The sequence below is a fragment of the Acidovorax sp. Leaf78 genome (assembly GCF_001422735.1).
Classification (GTDB): domain Bacteria; phylum Pseudomonadota; class Gammaproteobacteria; order Burkholderiales; family Burkholderiaceae_C; genus Acidovorax.
In genome coordinates this window covers 243,273-259,355 of sequence record NZ_LMLZ01000020.1, presented here as the reverse complement: position 1 = coordinate 259,355, position 16,083 = coordinate 243,273, and the positions used below count along the sequence as shown (strand labels likewise).

The following is a 16,083-nucleotide window of genomic DNA, read 5'->3' as shown; positions in this document are numbered from 1 at the left end:
CTCCTTCAGGGGGCCGCATGCCGCGGCACACATTCATTCGTCTCTATCTCTCTCGTCCACCGATCCGGGCATCTGCTCCTGCAGTACCGTGGTCAAGCCTCGGCGGCCGCGGCCTCCAGGCGCGCGTAGTGCTGGATCAGGCTCAGCAGTTCCTCGTCCGAGTACGGCTTGCCCAGGTAGTGGTTCACGCCCAGCTCCATCGCATGCTCGCGGTGCTTTTCGGCGATCCGCGAGGTGATCATGATGATCGGCAGGTCGCGCAGTGCACCGTCGGCCCGGATGTTGCGCGCCAGGTCGAAGCCGTCCATGCGCGGCATTTCGATGTCGGACAGCACCACGGTCGGACGCTCTTCCTGCAAGCGTTCGAGCGCCTGCAGGCCGTCGGCCGCCAGGGACACGCGGTAGCCTTCGCGCTGCAGCAGGCGCTGCGTGACGCGGCGCACCGTGATCGAGTCGTCCACCACCAGCACCAGCGGCACCTGGCTCGGTCCTGCCAGTTGGGGGAGCACCACTGCCTTGCCGGCGCCCGCGCCGCCAGCTTCAGAAGCGGGTGGCAGGCCAACGCTGGCCGCACGCACCTGGTCGCCATACACCGTGGACAGCGCCACGGGGTTGTAGATCAGCACCACGGCGCCCGATGCCAGCACCGACATACCGGCCAGGCCAGGCAGACGGGACAGCTGCGGCCCGAGGTTCTTCACCACGACTTCCTGGTTGCCCAGCACTTCGTCCACGTGCATCGCGATGCGCTGTGCAGCGCTTCGGAAGATCACGACAGGGCGGGTCTTGCCAGCAGGCTCGTAGCTGCGGGCCGAGGCCTGCAGCAGCGCGCCGGACCAGAAGAACGGCAGCTTTTCGGTGCCGTCATCGAAGGTGCCGGTCCGGTAGGCTTCTTCCAGGTCCTGCAATGACGTGCGGCGCACGATCTCGACCACGCTGGCGGGTACGCCAACGGACAGATCGCCCGCGCGCAGCATCACCACCTGCGTCACCGCAGTCGTCAGGGGCAGCACCATGCGGAACGCAGCACCCTTGCCCGCTTCGGTCGAGGTTTCGATGCGGCCACCCAGCGCGTTGATCTCGGCGCGCACCACGTCCATCCCGATGCCACGGCCCGACAGGCCGGTCACTTCAGACGCCGTGGAGAACCCGGGCATGAAGATCAAGTTGGCGGCATCGGCGTCGCTCAGTTCGACACCGGCTTCCACGATGCCTTGCGCCAGCGCCTTCTCGCGAATGCGGGGCAGGTTCAGGCCTGCACCGTCGTCGCGGAACTCGACCGACACGTCGTTGCCTTCGTGGTGAAGGTCCACCGTGATGGTGCCGGAGGCTGGTTTGCCAGCCGCCGTGCGCACCTGCGGGTCTTCGATGCCGTGGGCGACGCAATTGCGCAGCAAGTGTTCGAACGCCGGCGTCATGCGGTCCAGCACGCCGCGGTCCATTTCGATGGAGCCGCCGGTGATGTCGAGCTTGATCTGCTTGCCGGTCTCCTTGGAGGCTTGGCGCACCACGGCGTACAGGCGTTCGGCAATGCCTTCGAACTCCACCATGCGGGTGCGCAGCAGGTCGCGCTGCAGCTCGCGGGCCTGGCGGCCCTGGGCGATCAGATCGTCTTCGGCGCCTTCCATGGCGCGTTGCAGGTTGCGCTGCACGGTGGCCACGTCGTTCACCGACTCGGCCATCATGCGCGTGAGTTCCTGCACGCGGGTGAAGCGGTCGAACTCCAGCGGGTCGAAACCGGCGGCGGAGTCCTTGGACAGCGCCAGGCGCGATTGCATCTGCGACTCGGCCTGCACTTCGATGTCACGCAGCTGCTGGCGCAGCCTGTCCAGGTTGCCCGACAGGTCGGTGAGCGAACTGCGGAACTGGCCCAGGCGAACGTCCAGGCGCGAGCGGCTGATCATCACCTCGCCGGCCTGGTTGACCAGGCGGTCCAGCAACTGGGCACGCACGCGCACCGACTGGTTCGTCGCCACGCGCAGGGGCGCCAGCTGGGACGGTCCGGGCATGCGGGCAGCGGTAGCGCCCGCAGGGGTAGCCGCCGATGGAGCCGACGTTGCGGCCGCCGCATCTGCAGACGGTGCTGCAGCCGGAGCGCCGGCGCGCGCAGCGTCCACAGGCAGCGCCACCACGGTGTCGCCAGCGTTCTGGCCGATGGCGCGCAGTGCCTCGAAGTTGGCCTGCAAGCCGTCGAAACTGCCTTGCAAAGGCTCGATCTGGTCGGACGTGACGGTCTCGGCATCGAGGTGTTCGATCGCCGATTCCAGCCTGTGCGCCATTTCGCCCAGGCGCATGGCGCCTGCCAGGCGCGAGCTGCCCTTGAGGGTGTGCAAGGCACGGAGCACCTCGCTGCGTGCGCCCAGGTTGTCGGGGCGGGAGGCCCATTGGCGCAGTGCACCACCCAGCTGGGGCAGCAGTTCTGCGGCTTCTTCCTCGAAGATCGGGAACAGGTCTGGGTCGATGACGTCGATGGCGTCGATGTCGTCGTCCACGTCGGATGCCATGGCCACGGCGTGGGCGATGGCGTCGTCCACCAACTGGTCCTGGTCGTGCACCACCACCGACAGCGCGGGGGCCACATGGCCTTGGGGCACGATCAGCGGAGCAGGGTCGAGTGTCGACTCGGCAAACGCTTCGGGTTCTTCAGGCAGCTCGGGCGCGGCGGGCTCCGCAGCAGCAACCACAGCTGCTGCGGGTTCTGCTGGCGCTGCGGGTGCCGGTTCTGCAAACTCGTTGGCGTACGCGTCCAGCAAGTCGTCTTCGGGAGGCGTGAGGGTGTTTTCGACCTCGGTCTCCAGAATCTGGCGCAGCTGTTCGAGCACTTCCTGGCTGGGCTCCTTCAGGAATCCGGCCGCGAACTGGTGCAGCAGGCGGCGGATGTCGTCGGCCGCAGCCATGAACGCCTGGGCCTGCTCCTCGGTGCCGCCAGACTGGAACTGCACGTGTTGCAGCGCATGTTCCAGTGTGCGGGCCATTTCGGACAGACCCGTGAAACCCACGGTGGCCGAACTGCCTGCGAGCGAGTGCGACAGCGCCACGGCGTTGTCGGGCAGCGGCTCGTGCAGCTCCAGCGCCCACTCCTGCAGACCGGTCACCAGGCGGCGCGACCACTCGTCGGCTTCGTTCAGGTACACGTTGTACAGAGGGATCGGAATGCGCAGCGTGTCGATGACCTTCACCGCATCGTCGCTGCCGGAATCGTCCAGCTGCAGCGGTTCGTCCAGATCGGCCGAGACCGGAAGTGGAGCTGATGGCTCGGCTGCCGCAGTGAGCTCCGCATCGGCCGCGTCTTCTGCGGCGAACGAAGCCACCGGGGCATCCACGCGCGCATCGGGCAACTCGGCAGTTGCAGAAGCCACGGGCTCCGGCTCACCGGCATCCAGCAGTTTTTCCAGTTCTGCAAATTCCTGTGCTTCCAGGAATTCGACCTCTTCCACCGACTCGAGAGGCGGCAACGCAGGCGCTGCATCCGCCTCTTCCACGGCACCTTCGGCGGCTGGCTCGGAGTCCAGCGACAGATAGCCGTCAGCCACAGGCTCTGCGGCGGCCACGGGTTCGAGGTCTGGCAGTTCGAGGTCCAGCACGAAATCGACGCTGGACGTATCGACTGCAGCGGGCACTTCGGCAGGCGAGGCTTCGTTCAGCGCAGCGCTGAAGACCGAGAAGTCGATGTCCTCGGCCACTTCCGGCACCGCAGCGATCTCGTCGGGACCGTGCTCTGCGATCTCGGTGGCCTCAAAGTCGGGAATGGTGAATTCTTCTTCACCTGCGGCAGGTACTTCTGCGACCACAGGCTCGGGCAACACAGGAGGCAACTCTGCCACCAGGGGCTCGACTTCCGGAGCGGCCAGTTCGGGCGCCTCGGCCACCAGCTCGGGTTCGGCAGCGGCGGGCACCGGGGCCGCGACTCCATCGGCCGACGGGGGTGCCAGCGGCAGCAAGGTGCCATCCAGGCGCATCGCGTCAGCAGACTTGCGGAAGGCCTCTGGGTCCCAGCCAGCATCGCGTCCTGCCGCGATGTCGTCTGCCCAGCGGCTGAAGGCCTGCAAGGAATCAGCCGACAGCGTGAGCAATTCGGGCTGCATCGGCTTTTGCTCTGCCAGCCAGGCATTGAGCAGTTGCTCCATCGACCAGGCGGCTTCGCCGAAGTCGTTGAGGCCGACCATGCGCGAGCTGCCCTTGAGCGTGTGGAACGCACGACGCAGCGTGGTCTGCTCGCTCAGGTTGCCCGGTTCATCGCGGAGCAGGTCGATCGCGGCCAGACCGTTGACGACCACTTCGCGCGCTTCTTCGAGGAATACCTCGAGGAGTTCGTCTTCGATGGCAGGCGCTGCGCGCAGGTTGATGAAAGGGGCCGGCGCGGCAGCTGGTGCCGCAGCGTTTGCGCCCAGGTCCAGCGCGTCGAAAGAGATTTCGGGCGCCAGGGATGGGGCATCGGACGGCGCCGCGACAGGGGCCGCAGCGGGGAAATCCGGCAGTTCCTGCAAGGAGCCGAAATCGGTCGGTGCGCTGATGGGTTCCTGCACCGGAAAGCGTGGCAGCACGTCGGGCACCGGGATCGCAGAGCGCTCTTCCAGCTTGGCGGGAGACTCTTCCACCGCGTCCGATGCGCGGGGGCGTGTCTTGCCCATCAGGATGCGCAGCTCGCCCAGTTCTTCGTCGTACACGAACAGCTTGCGCGCCATGGTGCGCTGGTAGCTGAGCATGTCGATCAGGAAACCCAAAGCGCCCAGGCTGTTGCCCAGCTTCTCGAAGACGCCCTGGCGCTCGGCCTCGGGCACTTCGTTGATCAGCAGGCGCTCGACCATATCGCGCATGCGCACGACGGCCAACGAGGCCTGGTCCAGGCCCAGCACCGACAGCACGCCGCGCATTTGCGCCAGGTGGCCCGGCACCGCGGCCAGAACAGCCGTGTCTTGCGGATTGCGGAAGAACTGGTCCAGCGCCTTTTCGGCTTCGCCGAGGGTGGCACGCAACTCGTCCACCACGCTGCCCATGGTCTGGTTGTCGCTGACCCTGCGGTACAGCTCTTCCATCCATTGTTCGAGGGGCTCAGGCTGTGCGCCTGCGCCCACCGCATCCAGGCGCTCCGCCAGGCGGGTCGCGCGCACTTCCATCTGTTCGTCGCCAGCGTCCAGTTCTTCGAACGCGGCCTGCAGGTACAGCACCGAGGTCGCGACCTCCATGGCCAGGGCGGCCGAAGGCGGCTCGCCCGAGCGGGTGGTGGATTCGACCACGCGCGTCAGGGCCAGGGCGAGGTTCTCGCTGCCTGGGTGCAGCTTGCGCAGGGAGTCGCAGACGAGGCTGAACTGGTCCGCTGCAGGCTTGAGCTTGTTGCGGTCTCCGCCCGCGAGGCCCGACCAGGTTTCCGTGGCCGCGGCAATGCGCTTTCTGGCCTGGGTCAACACGGCAGGGTCGAAGCGGCCGAAGCGGGGGGTGTCGTAATCGACCGGCTTGAAACGGTCGAGCGAAAACGCCTGGCGCACGGCGCGCAGCGAAGGCACGTCGTCCAGAGTGCCTTCGGCCGGCTTGGCCTGCGAGCAGAAGAACAGCAGGTCTTGCACCAAACGGTCGGCGATGGTGGTGTCGCCCTTGGCCAGCGTGGCGTACTGCATCAGCACGCGCGACGCGACGCGCTTCACATACACATCGGGGGGCAACAGGCCGGTGCCGAACGCTTCGAAGAAGCCGGCACAGATCTTCCAGAAGGCGCGCGACTGGCGGTCCGGCTGAGCTGCGACAAACCCGAGGCAGGTGTCGCGCAGGCTGATGGCCGCCTTGAGGTCACCCGACTTGACGATGCGCAGCACCGCGGAATCCAGGCGTGCACGGGCTTCCGGGCCGTAGGGAAGCGGGGGCACGGACACCGTGCCTTCCGGCTCGCGAAAGCGGCGCTCCACGGGCCACAGGTCGGCAGGGTGCACACGGTCGGCCCCGGCCAGTGCCTGGGCATCGCGGTACTGCGGAAACAGCGACACGGGCGAGGCAGGCTTGCCCGCCAGCACCGTTTCCAGGTATTCGATCAGCGCAAAACTGGCGCGCTCGATCACCGCAGCGGCTTCGTCGCTGCAGGTTTCAGGGCGCTGCACGAACTTCTGGACAGCAGACTCCATCGAGCGCAGCACCAACGCCGGTGGGCCCATGCCCACCATTTCAAGCGCACCGCACGCCTGGTGCAGTTGCTGGCGCGCTATGCGCAGAGACCCGGCGTCCAGCGCGGCCAGATCCGACTCCCTGGCCACTTCGGCGTCGCGCACGAAGCGGCGCATGGCCTTGACCGCACCGTCCAGCGATTTGCGCAGTTCGTCCAGCACCCAGGCCAAGGGACCCAGGTCCTGGTCCCCTTGGGACCAGTCTGCGGCCGGTGCATTGTTGACATCCATAGATGACATGTATTCGTCCCCGGCCGCTATGAGCCAGCTGATTGATGACTAACTGCTGACGCGTCAGGCGATCTTGAACCGGGCCACCGATTGGCGCAGTTCTTCGGCCATGTGCGACAGTTCGCGCACCTGCTGTGCTGTGGTCCGGGTACCTTCACCGGTCTGCTCGGTCACCGCAAAAATGTGCTGGATGTTGTCGGCCACTTCGTTGGCCAGCACGGCTTCGCGGGATGTCGACGACGAGATCTGCTCGATCAGCTCGGCAAGGCGGCGCGACACGCGGTCGATTTCGGTCAGTGCGGTACCGGCGCTGTCGGACAGTCGGGCCCCTTCCACCACACCCTGCGTGGAGCGCTCCATAGCGGCCACGGCATCCTGGGTGTCGGTCTGAATGGCCTTCACCAGCGCCGAGATCTGGCGCGTGGCGTCTGCGGAACGTTCAGCCAGTCGCTGCACTTCTTCTGCCACCACCGAGAAGCCGCGACCGGCTTCACCAGCAGACGCTGCCTGGATGGCGGCGTTCAGAGCCAGCACGTTCGTCTGTTCGGTAATGTCGGAAATCAGCTCGGTGATTTCACCGATCTCCTGCGACGACTCGCCCAGGCGCTTGATCCGCTTGGAGGTGTCCTGGATCTGGTCACGGATGGAGTTCATACCGCCGATGGCGTTCTGCACGGCCTGCAGACCGGAGTCGGCTGCTTGCAGCGACTGGCGGGCCACCGTGGCCGACTCTTGCGCCTGTGTGGACACTTCGTTGATTCGGGTCGCCATGTCCAGAACGGAGCGGCCGGTTTCGCGAATTTCGCGCAGCTGCTCGGTCGAGGCTGCCAGCAGTTCGGTCGACGTGCTGTCCACCTGGGCGGTCGTTTGTGCCACGCGGGTCGCCGTGTTCTGCACGCTGCCCACCAGTTGGCGCAGTTCTTCCACCGTGTAGTTCACCGAGTCGGCAATGGCGCCCGTGATGTCTTCGGTCACGGTAGCTTCCTGGGTCAGGTCACCTTCAGCAACCGACTGCAGTTCGTTCATCAAACGCAAAATGGCGGCCTGGTTGGCATCGTTGACGCGCTTGGCTTCCTGCTCCTGGCGCTTGGCGTCCTTTTGCTGCGATTCGGCAGCGGCCTGGCGGCCCCGGCTGTCCAGCAGCTGCACGCGGGAGATACCCACACCGCAAAGAATCACGAACAGACCGGCGAGAGCCAGGGCTGCCAGCTGACCACCGCCCACACCGGTTTGTGCGGACAGCTTGGACTGCAGGCCTTCCAGCTGGCGGCGCAGGGGTTCGCTGTCGGCAATGATGGCGGACTGCGCTTCACGGGCAGACACCAGACCTTGCAGGTTACCCAGGATGGCGCTGGCTTGGGTGCGGGTTTGTTCGTACAGCTTGATCAGCGATTCGAGTTGCTCGCGGGTCTGGGCGTCCTTCGTGGCGGCCAGGCGCAGTTCAGGGCTGCCATCCAGCAGGCCCTGGGCGATTTCCTTGAACGAGTTCAAGTCCTTGCCCAGCAGGAACACAGCCTCGGGGCTCACGCCTTCCATGGTCTGGAATTCGTTGGCGGACTTGCCGATACGCTGGGTCAACATCACCAGCTGGCCGGCAGCAGAGATTTCAGCGGCGGGCGCGTTCTGCTGGAGTTTGAGCGACGACACCGTTTCGGCGATTTCGAGCAGGTCGGACGACTGGCGGTTGATGGTGCGCAGAGCGTCACCCACCTGCGTCAGGATCTTTTGCTGGCCCATCACCACGCTGGCGTTGCGCTCTGCGCGCTCCATCAGCGGGTTCACCGCATCGAGATCCGGCTTGTAGGGCTCGCCCAGCGATTGCACGCCCAGTTCGTTGTCGCCAGCGTTCAGGCCGCGCACGTTGCGCGCCAGCACGCCCGAGCTTTCCACCACGTCGGGGAAAGCCTGGGGGCTACCCACCAGCGCCTGCGACACCGACTTGGCCAGACGCTGCGACTGCATCAGCGATTGGCCGGTAGCGGCCAGTTGCTGTGCAGAGCGGTCGGCTTGTTGCAGCACCCAGAAGGCAATGGCACCCAGCACCAGCACGCCGACGCCCAGCAGGGCGAGCAGGCGGCGCTGGTGGGCCGCTGCGGTCGCGCGGCCCAGGATGGGCAGGGAAATCAGGTCTTCCTCGACGTCCGGGGCCGAGAGCTCCGGTGCGTAGCCGTCAGGGTCTCCCTGCACGCTGTTCATGGCTTCGGCCTGGTACGCGTCGCGCAGTTGCGCGCCGTCCAGCGAACCCGTGGCCAGAAGGTCCTGCCCATCGTCGGCAGTGCCTGCCGTCGCGCCGTTGTCTGGCGTGGCAGGTTTCCGGTTGAACAGTTTTCCAAATTGATTGACGACGGACATGGTGCAGCCTTACAGAAAAACTCAAGCACTGATGCTCAGGAAAGCGGGATGTTGGGACAGGAGCTGCAGGTTCAGTTCCTGCCAGCGGGTGCCGCTGGAATCGATATAGGTCGTGCCGAAGAATGCGGGTGCATCCTCGCCCGGGGGGTGCGACGACACGAAAGCGTCGGTGCCGCGCAGGCCCGCAAGGCGGTCGACCAGGAGCGCAGCATTGACGTCGAGCGCGGCGTTGAACGCCAGCAGGCTCGACTCGGTCAGTGCCTGCTCGGTGCGCGGCGCCGTGGCACCTAGCAAGCCGGCCAGATCCACCACGCCGACGAGCCCGCCGCGCAGGTTGGCGACCCCCAGAAACCAGCTCTGGGTGTAGGGGACAGGCTGCACGGAGACCCAGGAGAAGATTTCCCCCGACTGTCCGAGCGGCAGCAAATAAAAACTCCCGGCGGACTCTACAGCCAGCCAGGACGATACAGAGGTTCCCTCGACCCGCGCCGCCTGCAGGCGGCTGGCAAGGCGGGTCTGGAGCTCTCGCAGGGCTTCGCGGTTGGCCATGAGCGAGCCGCCGCGTTAGTTGAGCGCGTCGATTTTGGCCTGCAGTTCTGCGGGATCCACTGGCTTGGTGATGTAGCCACGCGCACCTTGGCGCATCCCCCAGACGCGGTCTGTTTCCTGGTTCTTGCTGGTGCACATGATGATGGGCACGTCGGCATACAGCGGGTCACGCGTAATGGCGCGGGTGAGCTGAAAACCGTTCTGGCCGGGCATGACCACGTCCATGAGAATCAGGTCGGGCTTTTCTTCGGCGAGACGGCGAAAAGCTTCATCAGCATTTTCTGCGGTACGCACCTGCATGCCTTTTTTCTGAAGCAGGTCGGTCAAAAACATCAACTCGGTCTTCGAGTCGTCGACGACCAGTACTTTCTGGATGGGCATTACATCGCTCCTTGTTGGGCATTGCCAAATTGCTGCACAGCCTGCAGCAACTGGTCTTTGGTAAACGGTTTGGTGAGATATTCCTGGCAGCCGACCATGCGCCCGCGGGCCTTGTCGAACACGCCGTCCTTCGAGGACAGCATGACTACCGGTGTATCTGCGAAACGGGCGTTGCGCTTGATGATGGCGCAGGTCTGGTACCCGTCGAGCTTGGGCATGAGAATGTCACAGAAAATCAGCTGAGGCTGGTAATCGTTGACCTTCGCCAAAGCATCAAAGCCGTCGTCTGCCAACAAGACTTCGTGCCCCCCCTGCTTGAGAAAAATCTCGGCGCTTCGACGGATGGTGTTGCTGTCATCCACCACGAGCACTTTGAAAGATGCGCCTGTTGTAGTCAATTGTTACTGCTCCCGATGGAAAAATAAACAACGCTGTAGTCCATGATGCTGGGCTAAATCGTCTCAAATCTGAACCATCTCGAAATCTTCCTTGCGTGCGCCACACTCGGGGCAGGTCCAGTTCATGGGGACCTGCTCCCAGGGCGTATTGGGGGCAATGCCGTGCTCGGGAGAACCCTCTGCCTCGTCATATATCCAGCCGCAAATCAAACACATCCAGGTTTTAGAGTCGGTCACAGCTTAAAGGGCCTTCACATAGAATGCAACGATTGTATCTAGTCATCTCAGCGGGCTGCGGCTTCGGGGCCACCCCTTCAGCAGGATCTGGTCCATGACCAACAAAGCATCCCAACCCTCCCCAGAAATCATAGACAGCGAAGATGACGGTTCCGAAGACGCAAGCCCGGCCTGCATCCTCGTCTTCAATGCCAGCGATCCCAGCGGCGCGGGCGGACTGACGGCCGACATCACCACCATTGCCTCGGTAGGCGGCCACCCTATTGCGGTGGTGTGTGGGGCCTACGCCAGGGACACAGCCCAGATCTTCGACCACTTCAGCTTCGAGGACGAGGCCGTGGCCGAGCAGGCCCGCACCGTGCTGGAAGACATGCCCGTGCAGGCCATCAAGGTCGGCTTCGTGGGCAGCCCCGAGAACATCAGCACCATCGCCGAGATCACGACCGACTACGACGAAGTCCCCGTGATCGCCTACATGCCCAACCTGTCCTGGTGGACGGACGAGCAGATCGACGAGTACCTGGATGCCTTCCGAGAATTATTGTTACCGCAGACCTCGGTGTTGGTAGGAAACCACAGCACGCTGTGGCGCTGGCTGCTGCCGGACTGGAGCAGCGAGCGCAGCCCCACGGCGCGCGACATCGCCCGCGCCGCGTCCGAGATGGGCGTGCCCTACACCCTGGTCACCGGCATCCCCCTGCCCGAGCAGTTCGTCGAGAACGTGCTCGCCTCTCCCCAGGCCATCATGGGCAGCGGCAAGTTCGAGCTGTTCGACGCCACCTTCGCCGGCGCGGGCGACACGCTGTCGGCGGCGCTCACCGCGCTGGTGGGCGCCGGCAACGACCTGGGCGAGGCCACGAGCGAGGCGCTGAGCTACCTCGACCGCTGCCTGGACGCCGGCTTTCGCCCTGGCATGGGCCACATCGTGCCCGACCGCATGTTCTGGGCCCAGCCCGACGACGAAGACGATGCGGATGACGACACCCTGATCGACGAAACACAGGCCATCGAAGGCTTTGTGATGCCCCCTCATGACACCAAGCACTGATCTCAATATTCCCCTGTTCGAACGCGCCAAGGCGCTCATCCCCGGCGGCGTGAACTCGCCCGTGCGGGCCTTCAAGGCCGTGGGCGGCACGCCGCGTTTCATCAAGCGGGCCCAAGGCGCGTACTTCTGGGACGCCAACGACCAGCGCTTCATCGACTACATCGGCTCCTGGGGCCCGATGATCCTGGGCCACGGTCACCCGGCCGTGCTCGACGCGGTGCAGAAGGCGGCGCTCGAAGGCTTCAGCTTCGGCGCGCCCACCGAGCGCGAGGTCGAACTGGCCGAGGAGATCCTGGGCCTGGTGCCCTCCATGGAAATGATCCGCCTGGTGAGCTCGGGCACCGAAGCCGGCATGAGCGCCATCCGCCTGGCGCGCGGCGCCACGGGGCGCAGCAAGTTCATCAAGTTCGAAGGCTGCTACCACGGCCATGCCGACTCGCTGCTGGTCAAGGCCGGCTCGGGCCTGGCCACCTTCGGCAACGCCACCAGCGCGGGTGTGCCCCCCGAAGTGGTGCAGCACACCCTGGTGCTCGAATACAACAACGTCGCCCAGCTCGAAGAAGCCTTTGCCCTGCATGGCAAGGAACTGGCCTGCGTGATGATCGAGCCCATCGCGGGCAACATGAACCTGGTGCGCGCGAGCGTCCCGTTCATGAAGCGCTGCCGCGAGCTGTGCACCGAGTACGGCGCGCTGCTGGTGCTCGACGAGGTGATGACCGGCTTTCGCGTGGCGCTGGGCAGTGCGCAGAGCGTGTACGCAAAAGCCATCCCCGGCTTCAAGCCCGACATCACGGTGCTGGGCAAGGTGATCGGCGGCGGCATGCCGCTGGCGGCCTTCGGCGGGCCGCGCGCCATCATGGAGCACCTGGCCCCGCTGGGTGCCGTGTACCAGGCGGGCACGCTGTCTGGCAACCCGGTGGCCACCGCCTGCGGGCTGGCCACGCTGCGCGAGATCAAGAAGCCTGGCTTCTTCGACGCGCTCTCGGCCCGCACCCGCTCGCTGGTCGATGGGCTGTCTGCCGCCGCCGCCGCAGAGGGCGTTCCCTTCAGCGCGGACTGCGAAGGCGGCATGTTCGGCTTCTTCCTGCTGCCCGAGCTACCGCAGAACTACGCCCAGGTGCTCAAGACCGACAACGCGCGCTTCAACACGCTGTTCCACGGCCTGCTGGACCGCGGCGTCTACATCGCGCCAGCGCTGTACGAGGCAGGCTTCGTGAGCTCGGCCCACACGGCCGACGACATCGACGCCACCGTGGCCGCCGCGCGCGAAGTATTCAAGACACTATAAAAATCATAGCTACCAGCGCTGATCCATAGCGCGGTAGCGGCATTTTTTATCGAAATCCTGGCTGCAGCGCCATCACAGCAGCCCGCGCAGCTCGCGCGCGGCTTCCTGCAGCAGCGGCAGCATGTCGCGCTGCAGGCTGCCCTCGTCCACCTGCTTGGGTGACGCCACCACGTTCAGTGCCGCCACCGTGCGGCCCTGCAGGTTGCGCAGCGGCACGGCCAGCGCGTGCACGCCCAGTTCATGCTCCTCCACCGCCAAGCAGCAGTCGTCCCGCCGCGCCCTAGCAATCACCTGCCGCAGCGGCCCGACCTGCGTGATGGTGTGCGGCGTGAGACGCTGCAGGGTGCAGCCCTTGAGCCAGGCCGTCAGCTCCGCCGCAGGCAGCGCCGCCAGCAGCACCCGCCCAGTCGACGTGGGGTGCGCCGGCAGCCGCGCGCCCAGGTGCAGGCCGTAGGCGAGCACACGGGACGGCGCGCCGTACACACCGCTGCGCGCCACGATCACGACCTCGTTGCCGTCCAGCACCACCGCCGAGAACGACTGCTGCGTCTGCGCCGCCAGCCGGTTGAGCGTGGGCTGCAGCACGCGCGGCAGCCGGGCCGACGCGAGATAGCTTCCTGAAAAGCGCAGCACCTTGGGCGCCAGCCAGAAGTAGCTGCCGTCCGTCTCCAGGTAGCCCAGGTGCGCCAGCGTCAGCAGGTGCCGGCGCGCCGCCGCGCGCGTAAGGCCCGTGCGCTGCGCCGCCAGCGTGGCGTTCAGCCGCTGGCGCTCGGTGTCGAAGCTCTCCAGCACCGCCATGCCCTTGGCCATGCCTTCGATGAAGTCCGCCTTGGCGATGGGGGACGCAGTCTGAACGGTGGTCATTGCGCGATGATCGCACAATACATCCGCCCATCGCACGCAACCGCCCAGTCGCCCTGCCCGTTTGACGCAGATCAACCTACGCTTGGCAGCATCTTTTCCCCACGAGGTTGCCCACCCATGCGTACCCAGGTTGCCATCATCGGCGCAGGCCCCGCCGGCCTGCTGCTCGGCCAGTTGCTCTATACGTCCGGCATCGACGCCGTCATCATCGAACAGCGCAGCCCCGACTACGTGCTGGGCCGCATCCGCGCCGGCGTGCTGGAGCAGGTCAGCATGGACCTGCTGGACCAGGCCGGCGTCGGCGCCCGCGCCCATGCCGAAGGGCTGCCGCACGACGGCATCGAGCTGCTGTTCAAGGGAGCCCGCCACCGCATCGACCTGCACGCGCTGACCGGCGGCAGCCGGGTGACGGTGTACGGCCAGACCGAGGTGACCCGCGACCTGATGGACGCCCGCGCCGCCGAAGGCCTGACCACGGTATACGACGCCCAGAACGTGAGCGTGCACGACTTCGACGGCCAGCAGCCGCGCGTGACGTACGAGAAGGACGGCCAGACGCACGAGGTGCTGTGCGACTTCATCGCAGGCTGCGACGGCTACCACGGCGTGTGCCGCGCCAGCGTGCCCGAGGGCGCGCTGCGCACCTACGAGCGCGTCTACCCCTTCGGCTGGCTGGGCGTGCTGGCCGACGTGAAGCCCGTCTCGCACGAGCTGATCTACGCCAACACCGAGCGCGGCTTCGCGCTGTGCAGCATGCGAAGCAACACGCGCAGCCGCTACTACCTGCAGGTGCCATCGACCGACAAGGTGGAGCAGTGGAGCATCGAGCAATTCTGGGCAGAACTGGGCAACCGCCTGGACCCCGAGGCGCGCGAGAACCTGGTCACCGGCCCGGCGCTGGAGATGAGCATCGCACCGCTGCGCAGCTTCGTGGCCGAGCCCATGCGGTTTGGCCGCCTGTTCCTGGCGGGCGACGCGGCCCACATCGTGCCGCCCACCGGTGCCAAGGGCCTGAACCTGGCGGCGAGCGACGTGGGGTACCTGTGGAACGCGCTGTCGGACTATTACCGCGATAAGTCCAGTGCGGGCATCGACACGTATTCGGACCGCTGCCTGCGCCGCGTCTGGCGCGCCGAGCGCTTCTCGTGGTGGTTCACCTCGCTGATGCACCGTTTTCCGGACACGGGCGAGTTCGGGCAGAAGATGCAGGAGGCGGAGCTGGATTACTTGGTGAATTCACGCGCGGCGTCCACGTCGCTGGCGGAGAACTATGTGGGGTTGCCGCTGGATTTTGCGCTGCGTGAGCCCTCGTAATCCGCTCTTCAAGCGTTTGAAGCGGTTTCGATACATGCTTGACGGGGGCGCGGACGTCATGCACCCCCTGCAACGCATCAAGAGCCAATAACGCATCTCAGTCGAGGGGAAAATCCTTGTCTAAGATGCCTTCACAACGCTCGCAATAAAGATACCTAGTTTTGGTTCCAGCCGCCAACGCGCCCCATCCCGTGGCGCCATCCAGAGTGAGTCGATAGGTCTTTCCTTTGTGGGACCGCACAAAACCCTCGGCCGTGCAGTCATCCAGGATCAATGCCCTTTGATAATTGAATGCCGTACTTGGGACAGCATGTTTTATGAAGAATCGCATTTTTCGCTCGGTCAATACCGAATCGACGCAATGATCTTGATTGCCCGATGAATTCGCTCCCGCAGAATTCTTGACAATGTACGTCGCCTTGGAGTCTTTCTGGAGGAGCGGAAAATCGTCCGCCGCGTGGGCAAACGCGGCGACTCCTGCGGCCATCACGGCAAGGGTTGTCGACAACAGTTTTGGCATCACCACTCCGCAGTGGCCGCTTCCGTGACGTTCTTGCGGCTGACGGTGGGGTGCCGAAAGACATCTGCTTTCTCCAAGCTCAAGGTCTGCAGCAGTTCCTCCAGCAGATATTTGAAAGACATCTGTTGTGCGCCCGTCAACGCCTCGTACACCGAATGATCGTTAAAAAAACGCTTTTGCTGAACGTCGCTCAGTCCTTTGGGCATTGGTTTGTTAGCCGGCAGGAAAGCTTGGCCCACGATCTCGATCCCGATGGTTTCGGAATTGGACGGATATCTTTCAGGCACTGATTTTTTCATTTCCGCTGCGTGCATTCGGGTGACGCCCATCTTCTTGTATGCCGAATTTTCAGAAGGCGTGCATTTCACTTCAGCAAGGCAACGGGCGCGTATCGGACCAATATGATTGTGCGATACCTGATAGAAGCCGTCTGATATATAACACCCGTTTTCGAAATAAGAAAATGAGCACCATTGGCGCCTGGTTGTTTATAACTAGCCAGTGTGGAATTCTCGGTAGAAGAACCGGTTTGATGGGCAATGATGCCCATCACGGCAGCCATTTTTGAACGCTCGATGGATGTTACCCTGTGAGCAACCACCCTGGAATTTTTGATCACCATCCCGTCAGCACTTAGCTTCAACATAATCCGCCCCGCAATGAACCTATTGATATGCGCGACAGATTTCATTTCAAGGCAAATCTTTCAACAAGGAAATTTTCAAGTTGAAACGTTTTCAGATGTAAGG

The 16,083-nt window shown here is 64.7% G+C and carries 13 protein-coding genes; 3 read left to right on the top strand and 10 right to left on the bottom strand.

Annotation, left to right across the window (positions count from 1 at the left end; all coding sequences use genetic code 11):
* Positions 1-92 precede the first annotated feature (92 nt).
* The 6 genes from ASF16_RS12800 to ASF16_RS12775 form a co-directional block, all read right to left on the bottom strand.
* Entirely contained in the window at positions 93-6,392 is a 6,300-nt protein-coding gene (locus tag ASF16_RS12800; RefSeq protein ID WP_056167505.1) for an Hpt domain-containing protein, read from the bottom strand.
* 54 nt (positions 6,393-6,446) lie between these two features.
* Positions 6,447-8,735, bottom strand: coding sequence for a methyl-accepting chemotaxis protein (locus tag ASF16_RS12795; protein ID WP_056167502.1), 2,289 nt, complete (start codon positions 8,733-8,735; stop codon positions 6,447-6,449).
* 21 nt (positions 8,736-8,756) lie between these two features.
* The gene (locus tag ASF16_RS12790) at positions 8,757-9,284 is read right to left on the bottom strand and encodes a chemotaxis protein CheW (protein WP_056167501.1); all 528 of its coding nucleotides are present in this window, start codon (positions 9,282-9,284) and stop codon (positions 8,757-8,759) included.
* A gap of 15 nt (positions 9,285-9,299) precedes the next feature.
* Positions 9,300-9,665: a PleD family two-component system response regulator gene (locus ASF16_RS12785; protein ID WP_010459520.1), complete on the bottom strand. Its 366-nt coding sequence runs from the start codon at positions 9,663-9,665 to the stop codon at positions 9,300-9,302.
* A complete protein-coding gene (locus ASF16_RS12780; protein WP_034692846.1) occupies positions 9,665-10,063 on the bottom strand; it encodes a PleD family two-component system response regulator in 399 nt (132 codons plus the stop codon). Before ASF16_RS12780 ends, ASF16_RS12785 begins: the two co-directional genes overlap by 1 nt.
* A gap of 63 nt (positions 10,064-10,126) precedes the next feature.
* Positions 10,127-10,300: a rubredoxin gene (locus ASF16_RS12775; protein WP_082516905.1), complete on the bottom strand. Its 174-nt coding sequence runs from the start codon at positions 10,298-10,300 to the stop codon at positions 10,127-10,129.
* Between the two features lie 94 nt (positions 10,301-10,394).
* Between ASF16_RS12775 and ASF16_RS12770 the strand changes: the two genes are divergently transcribed.
* The gene (locus ASF16_RS12770) at positions 10,395-11,348 is read left to right on the top strand and encodes a bifunctional hydroxymethylpyrimidine kinase/phosphomethylpyrimidine kinase (protein ID WP_056167495.1); all 954 of its coding nucleotides are present in this window, start codon (positions 10,395-10,397) and stop codon (positions 11,346-11,348) included.
* Entirely contained in the window at positions 11,332-12,636 is a 1,305-nt protein-coding gene (gene hemL / locus ASF16_RS12765) for a glutamate-1-semialdehyde 2,1-aminomutase (RefSeq protein WP_056167494.1), read from the top strand. The genes ASF16_RS12770 and hemL overlap by 17 nt, the downstream gene beginning before the upstream one ends.
* Positions 12,637-12,708: 72 nt before the next feature.
* Here the strand turns inward: hemL and ASF16_RS12760 are convergent, their stop codons facing one another.
* Positions 12,709-13,500: an IclR family transcriptional regulator C-terminal domain-containing protein gene (locus ASF16_RS12760; RefSeq protein WP_056167490.1), complete on the bottom strand. Its 792-nt coding sequence runs from the start codon at positions 13,498-13,500 to the stop codon at positions 12,709-12,711.
* A gap of 117 nt (positions 13,501-13,617) precedes the next feature.
* Between ASF16_RS12760 and pobA the strand changes: the two genes are divergently transcribed.
* Entirely contained in the window at positions 13,618-14,814 is a 1,197-nt protein-coding gene (pobA, locus tag ASF16_RS12755; RefSeq protein ID WP_056167487.1) for a 4-hydroxybenzoate 3-monooxygenase, read from the top strand.
* A 97-nt stretch (positions 14,815-14,911) separates the two neighbouring features.
* On the opposite strand, the gene ASF16_RS26170 is transcribed toward pobA, so the two are convergent.
* Genes ASF16_RS26170 through ASF16_RS26160 form a run of 3 tightly spaced genes read right to left on the bottom strand, consistent with a single transcriptional unit; the run spans position 14,912 to position 16,025 of the window.
* On the bottom strand, positions 14,912-15,334 hold the full coding sequence (locus ASF16_RS26170; protein WP_156372064.1) for a hypothetical protein: 423 nt from the start codon (positions 15,332-15,334) through the stop codon (positions 14,912-14,914).
* Positions 15,334-15,663, bottom strand: coding sequence for a hypothetical protein (locus tag ASF16_RS26165; RefSeq protein ID WP_156372063.1), 330 nt, complete (start codon positions 15,661-15,663; stop codon positions 15,334-15,336). Before ASF16_RS26165 ends, ASF16_RS26170 begins: the two co-directional genes overlap by 1 nt.
* A 35-nt stretch (positions 15,664-15,698) precedes the next feature.
* Positions 15,699-16,025 carry an N-acetylmuramoyl-L-alanine amidase gene (locus tag ASF16_RS26160; RefSeq protein ID WP_156372062.1) on the bottom strand — a complete coding sequence of 109 codons (327 nt, stop codon included), beginning with the start codon at positions 16,023-16,025 and terminating at the stop codon, positions 15,699-15,701.
* Between the last annotated feature and the right edge of the window lie 58 nt (positions 16,026-16,083).

Bases quoted from the DNA above. Each gene is read 5' to 3' on its own strand.
- ASF16_RS12800 (WP_056167505.1), bottom strand. From the start codon at position 6,392: ATGTCATCTATGGATGTCAACAATGCACCGGCCGCAGACTGGTCCCAA.
- ASF16_RS12795 (WP_056167502.1), bottom strand. From the start codon at position 8,735: ATGTCCGTCGTCAATCAATTTGGAAAACTGTTCAACCGGAAACCTGCC.
- ASF16_RS12790 (WP_056167501.1), bottom strand. From the start codon at position 9,284: ATGGCCAACCGCGAAGCCCTGCGAGAGCTCCAGACCCGCCTTGCCAGC.
- ASF16_RS12785 (WP_010459520.1), bottom strand. From the start codon at position 9,665: ATGCCCATCCAGAAAGTACTGGTCGTCGACGACTCGAAGACCGAGTTG.
- ASF16_RS12770 (WP_056167495.1), top strand. From the start codon at position 10,395: ATGACCAACAAAGCATCCCAACCCTCCCCAGAAATCATAGACAGCGAA.
- hemL (WP_056167494.1), top strand. From the start codon at position 11,332: ATGACACCAAGCACTGATCTCAATATTCCCCTGTTCGAACGCGCCAAG.
- ASF16_RS12760 (WP_056167490.1), bottom strand. From the start codon at position 13,500: ATGACCACCGTTCAGACTGCGTCCCCCATCGCCAAGGCGGACTTCATC.
- pobA (WP_056167487.1), top strand. From the start codon at position 13,618: ATGCGTACCCAGGTTGCCATCATCGGCGCAGGCCCCGCCGGCCTGCTG.
- ASF16_RS26170 (WP_156372064.1), bottom strand. From the start codon at position 15,334: ATGCCAAAACTGTTGTCGACAACCCTTGCCGTGATGGCCGCAGGAGTC.
- ASF16_RS26165 (WP_156372063.1), bottom strand. From the start codon at position 15,663: ATGGGCGTCACCCGAATGCACGCAGCGGAAATGAAAAAATCAGTGCCT.
- ASF16_RS26160 (WP_156372062.1), bottom strand. From the start codon at position 16,025: ATGAAATCTGTCGCGCATATCAATAGGTTCATTGCGGGGCGGATTATG.